The following is a 4,266-nucleotide window of genomic DNA, read 5'->3' as shown; positions in this document are numbered from 1 at the left end:
CAATTGATGACATCTAGAATCTGGATATTAGGGTCTTTAATATCGAGTAGTTTTGTGATAAAATGTAATTGTTCCATATGATTCTTTCTAATGATGGTTTGGTCGCTTTTCATTATAGATCTTATGGAACTTTTTTTCTACACAAAAATAGGCTCCATAATATCCATAGGGGATTTACCCACTACAAATATTATAGAGCCTACTATTATTTGAAGTCAGATAAAATAAATTTTTTTTTGATAACGATATCTCGGAAAAATTGCTGTATGTAAATTAGTCAACAATTTATTAATACTAGTTGTATAGTTCTATCAGAAACGATCAAGAGCACTAAATTAAATCTGAGTAAGAAATAGTACGGGGAAACTGATACTAAACCTCAGATAACCTCACGGAGGAATATGGTGTGCTATGTGCTATAATAGAAAATCTATAACATTTATAAAATGCCAAAAATTAAGCATGAGAATGACATACGAACTGTTTTATTATTATAAATAATAGGGTAATCAAAAAAATAAATCATGAGGATAATCTAGACTAAAAATGAGGAATACTAAAGATAGTTAACCAATCGCATAATAAATGCATCTCCACTAATTAGAAGTAAGTTAGATATAGTTTCTGATTTGAGTGAGAATATTTCACGAGGCTATGAAAAAATAAATGGATTACTTGAACGACTGGACATAATGTAAAATAACAAGTAAAAAAATAGAACTATTACACTTAAAATATCACTAGTTTGCTTCATATAGAGTTCCAGTAAAGGAATCATCAATTCCATACCAGACTGGTAAAAACTTTAAATAAAAACTAAAATATGGTAAAATAACGATTAAATAAAATTTTTAGGAGACATTTATGAAGACAAAAACACTTGCACAAGTTGATGGAATTATTGGGATCATTGCAGGAGCTGTTTTGGCAATTTTGCCAGTTGTTATAGTTATGATTGCGGCTATTTCTGAAAATGAAGATTTTGCGGGAGTTGTTTTGGGAATTGTTTTCCTTGTTTTTACTTTAGTAAAAATCGCAACTCTAATCCTAGGAATTCTCACTCTTGTCTACTACAAGGATGACAAGCGTATCTCACTTGCTCCGTCTATCTTATTTATCGTTGGATCGGTAGTATCATTGATTCCGTTCTTGGGATGGATCGGTGGAATTATTCTCATCATTGGTGGAGCGCTATACTTGTCAAGCTTAAAACATTTCCAAATTGAAGGATAGTTCTATACTAAAAGAGAAGAGTCAAGAAGTCTCTTCTCTTTTTTGATTGATTTTGACTAGCTTTTTTGTGAAAAATTGTGTAAAATAGAATAGATAAACGAGGGAAACCTCGGAAAATAAAAGGAGTATCCATCAAATGGTAAAATTGGTTTTTGCTCGCCACGGTGAGTCTGAATGGAACAAAGCTAACCTTTTCACTGGTTGGGCTGATGTTGATTTGTCTGAAAAAGGAACACAACAAGCGATTGACGCTGGTAAATTGATCAAAGAAGCTGGTATCGAATTTGACCAAGCTTACACTTCAGTATTGAAACGTGCAATCAAAACAACTAACTTGGCTCTTGAAGCATCTGACCAATTGTGGGTTCCAGTTGAAAAATCATGGCGCTTGAACGAACGTCACTACGGTGGTTTGACTGGTAAAAACAAAGCTGAAGCAGCTGAACAATTTGGTGATGAACAAGTTCACATCTGGCGTCGTTCATACGATGTATTGCCTCCAGCAATGGATCGCGACGATGAGCACTCAGCTCACACTGACCGTCGTTACGCTTCACTTGACGACTCAGTTATCCCAGATGCTGAAAACTTGAAAGTGACTTTGGAACGTGCCCTTCCATTCTGGGAAGATAAAATCGCTCCAGCTCTTAAAGATGGTAAAAACGTATTCGTAGGAGCACACGGTAACTCAATCCGTGCTCTTGTAAAACACATCAAAGGTTTGTCAGACGACGAAATCATGGACGTGGAAATCCCTAACTTCCCACCATTGGTATTCGAATTTGACGAAAAATTGAACGTAGTTTCTGAATACTACCTTGGTAAATAAGAACCATAAAGCCTAGGATGATTCCTGGGTTTTTTCAATTTCTATATATTACAGTGCGAGATTAAAAGAAACCATAATTTGAAAATTTAAATAGAAAGATTTAAGAATACAAAAAACAATTAAGCTTGTCAAAGCAGAGGATTCTTGTTATAATAGGTAAGATGGAGGCGTTATGGCACTTAAAAAAGCAAGTCTAGCCTGTGCGGTTTGTGGTTCTAGAAACTATTCGATTAAGATTAGTGGAAATCCAAAACCAACACGCTTAGAAGTAAATAAATTTTGTAAACACTGTGGCAAGTACACCACACACCGAGAAACGAGATAGGAGAAAACGATGCGTTTTATTAAGGACATTTTTAAACTTCTTAAAGAAACAACTTGGCCGACTCGCAAGGAAAGTTGGTTAGATTTTAAATCTATCATGGAATACACTGCTTTCTTTGTAGTGATGATTTATATTTTTGACCAATTGATTGTTAGCGGATTGATTCGTTTTATTAATATTTTTTAACATAAGCTAAGAAAAAGATCTAGTCGCTGAAATTCTTTAGTTAGGAAAGGAAAAAACATGGATAGTTTTGATAAAGGATGGTTTGTGCTACAAACTTATTCTGGCTACGAAAATAAAGTAAAAGAAAATCTATTGCAACGTGCACAAACATACAATATGCTAGAAAATATTCTACGTGTTGAAATTCCTACACAAACAGTGCAAGTAGAAAAAAATGGAAAGAAAAAAGAAATCGAAGAAAATCGCTTTCCAGGTTATGTTCTTGTAGAAATGGTTATGACCGACGAAGCATGGTTTGTTGTGCGTAACACACCAAACGTAACAGGATTCGTAGGCTCACACGGTAATAGATCAAAACCAACTCCACTTTTGGAACAAGAAATTCGTGATATTTTAGTTTCTATGGGTCAAACTGTCCAAGAATTTGATATTGATGTTGAAGTTGGCCAAACTGTTCGCATCATTGATGGTGCTTTCGCAGATTACACAGGTAAGATCACAGAAATTGATAACAATAAAGTTAAGATGATTATCTCAATGTTTGGTAATGATACAGTTGCAGAAGTAAATCTTAACCAGATTGCAGAACTTTAATTGCGCATTTTTGAGAAATTTCGTCAATTTAAACTACAAAACAAAGACAACTGTAGAGAAAACAGTTGTCTTTTTTTACTCTCACTTGTCAGAATTCATACTTCCTGATACACCTTGGACTCAAAAAAACACAAGATAGAAATCAAAGCCCTTCTTTCCGCCTTTCTCTGCTATACTACAAGCAGAGAAAGGGGGAAAGCAAATGCTTGAGAAGTATTATGCAAAGGTAAAAGGAATTGTTCATAGATGTCGAAAAGATTACTATCTCCACCTGTGGGAGAAAGAGGATTGGGACCAAGAAGGCATGATCTGTCTCCATGAACTTCTAGAACACCATCCAGAACTGGTGGAAGAAGAAAAGAAACTCTACGTCTACTTCAAAACAAAATTTCGCAATCGAATCCTTGATAGTGTCAGAAAACAAGAGAGTCAAAAGCGTCGCCTAGACCGAATGGCGTATGAAGAAGTAGGAGAGATTAGCCATCGACTACCAGAAGGAGGATTGTGGTTGGATGATTACTACGCCCTTCATGAATTGTTGGATACTTATAGAAGAAAATTACCAGAAGATAAACAAGAAGCCTATGAACGCCTCTGGGCAGACGAACGATTTAAAGGCCGCAAAGCCCTTCTCAGAGAGCTGAAGGAAACATTACAAGACTTCTAAAAAAAATTAAAAAAGGTGTTGACAAAGCAAAAAAAGTCGGTATAATAGTAAGAGTTGAAAATAACAACTCCGGTCCGTTGGTCAAGGGGTTAAGACACCGCCTTTTCACGGCGGTAACACGGGTTCGAATCCCGTACGGACTATAGTATATTGCAGATGAAACACTGGATGAAAAAAAATAAAAAAAGTTTCAAAAAAGTGTTGACAAGTGAAAGCAGTTGTGATATACTAATATAGTTGTCACTTGAGAGAAGTGAGTGACAAAGACCTTTGAAAACTGAACAAGACGAACCAATGTGCAGGGTACTACAACTAAGGTTGTAGTACTGAACAATGAAAAAACAATAAATCTGTCAGTGACAGAAATGAGTGAGAACTCAAACTTTTAATGAGAGTTTGATCCTGGCTCAGGACGAACGCTGGCGGCGTGCC

General features: G+C 35.6%; 6 protein-coding genes and 1 tRNA gene. All 7 read left to right on the top strand.

The features are described from left to right. Window positions 1-864 precede the first annotated feature (864 nt). The 7 genes from QM460_RS10235 (at window position 865) to QM460_RS10205 (ending at window position 3,977) form a co-directional block, all read left to right on the top strand. A complete protein-coding gene (locus QM460_RS10235) occupies window positions 865-1,233 on the top strand; it encodes a hypothetical protein (protein ID WP_049530250.1) in 369 nt (122 codons plus the stop codon). A gap of 136 nt (window positions 1,234-1,369) precedes the next feature. Continuing rightward, window positions 1,370-2,062, top strand: coding sequence for a phosphoglycerate mutase (locus tag QM460_RS10230; protein WP_045763384.1), 693 nt, complete (start codon window positions 1,370-1,372; stop codon window positions 2,060-2,062). 172 nt (window positions 2,063-2,234) lie between these two features. Continuing rightward, window positions 2,235-2,387, top strand: coding sequence for a 50S ribosomal protein L33 (rpmG, locus tag QM460_RS10225; RefSeq protein WP_001809375.1), 153 nt, complete (start codon window positions 2,235-2,237; stop codon window positions 2,385-2,387). 9 nt (window positions 2,388-2,396) lie between these two features. Further along, the gene (gene secE, locus QM460_RS10220) at window positions 2,397-2,573 is read left to right on the top strand and encodes a preprotein translocase subunit SecE (RefSeq protein WP_001211016.1); all 177 of its coding nucleotides are present in this window, start codon (window positions 2,397-2,399) and stop codon (window positions 2,571-2,573) included. 57 nt (window positions 2,574-2,630) lie between these two features. After that, on the top strand, window positions 2,631-3,167 hold the full coding sequence (gene nusG, locus QM460_RS10215; RefSeq protein WP_045763385.1) for a transcription termination/antitermination protein NusG: 537 nt from the start codon (window positions 2,631-2,633) through the stop codon (window positions 3,165-3,167). Between the two features lie 202 nt (window positions 3,168-3,369). Then, entirely contained in the window at window positions 3,370-3,834 is a 465-nt protein-coding gene (locus tag QM460_RS10210) for a sigma-70 family RNA polymerase sigma factor (RefSeq protein WP_414290039.1), read from the top strand. A 71-nt stretch (window positions 3,835-3,905) separates the two neighbouring features. Further along, window positions 3,906-3,977: transfer RNA gene (locus tag QM460_RS10205), tRNA-Glu, on the top strand. The last annotated feature ends 289 nt before the right edge of the window (window positions 3,978-4,266 follow it).

Origin of the sequence: Streptococcus infantis (assembly GCF_047464415.1) — a bacterium.
Lineage (GTDB): Bacteria > Bacillota > Bacilli > Lactobacillales > Streptococcaceae > Streptococcus > Streptococcus infantis_AE.
Note: the sequence above shows the minus strand (reverse complement) of the source record. Positions and strands in the feature narration are given on the sequence as shown.

Excerpts from the sequence above, each read along its gene's own strand:
- QM460_RS10235 (WP_049530250.1), top strand. The coding sequence starts at position 865 with ATGAAGACAAAAACACTTGCACAAGTTGATGGAATTATTGGGATCATT.
- QM460_RS10230 (WP_045763384.1), top strand. The coding sequence starts at position 1,370 with ATGGTAAAATTGGTTTTTGCTCGCCACGGTGAGTCTGAATGGAACAAA.
- rpmG (WP_001809375.1), top strand. The coding sequence starts at position 2,235 with ATGGCACTTAAAAAAGCAAGTCTAGCCTGTGCGGTTTGTGGTTCTAGA.
- secE (WP_001211016.1), top strand. The coding sequence starts at position 2,397 with ATGCGTTTTATTAAGGACATTTTTAAACTTCTTAAAGAAACAACTTGG.
- nusG (WP_045763385.1), top strand. The coding sequence starts at position 2,631 with ATGGATAGTTTTGATAAAGGATGGTTTGTGCTACAAACTTATTCTGGC.
- QM460_RS10210 (WP_414290039.1), top strand. The coding sequence starts at position 3,370 with ATGCTTGAGAAGTATTATGCAAAGGTAAAAGGAATTGTTCATAGATGT.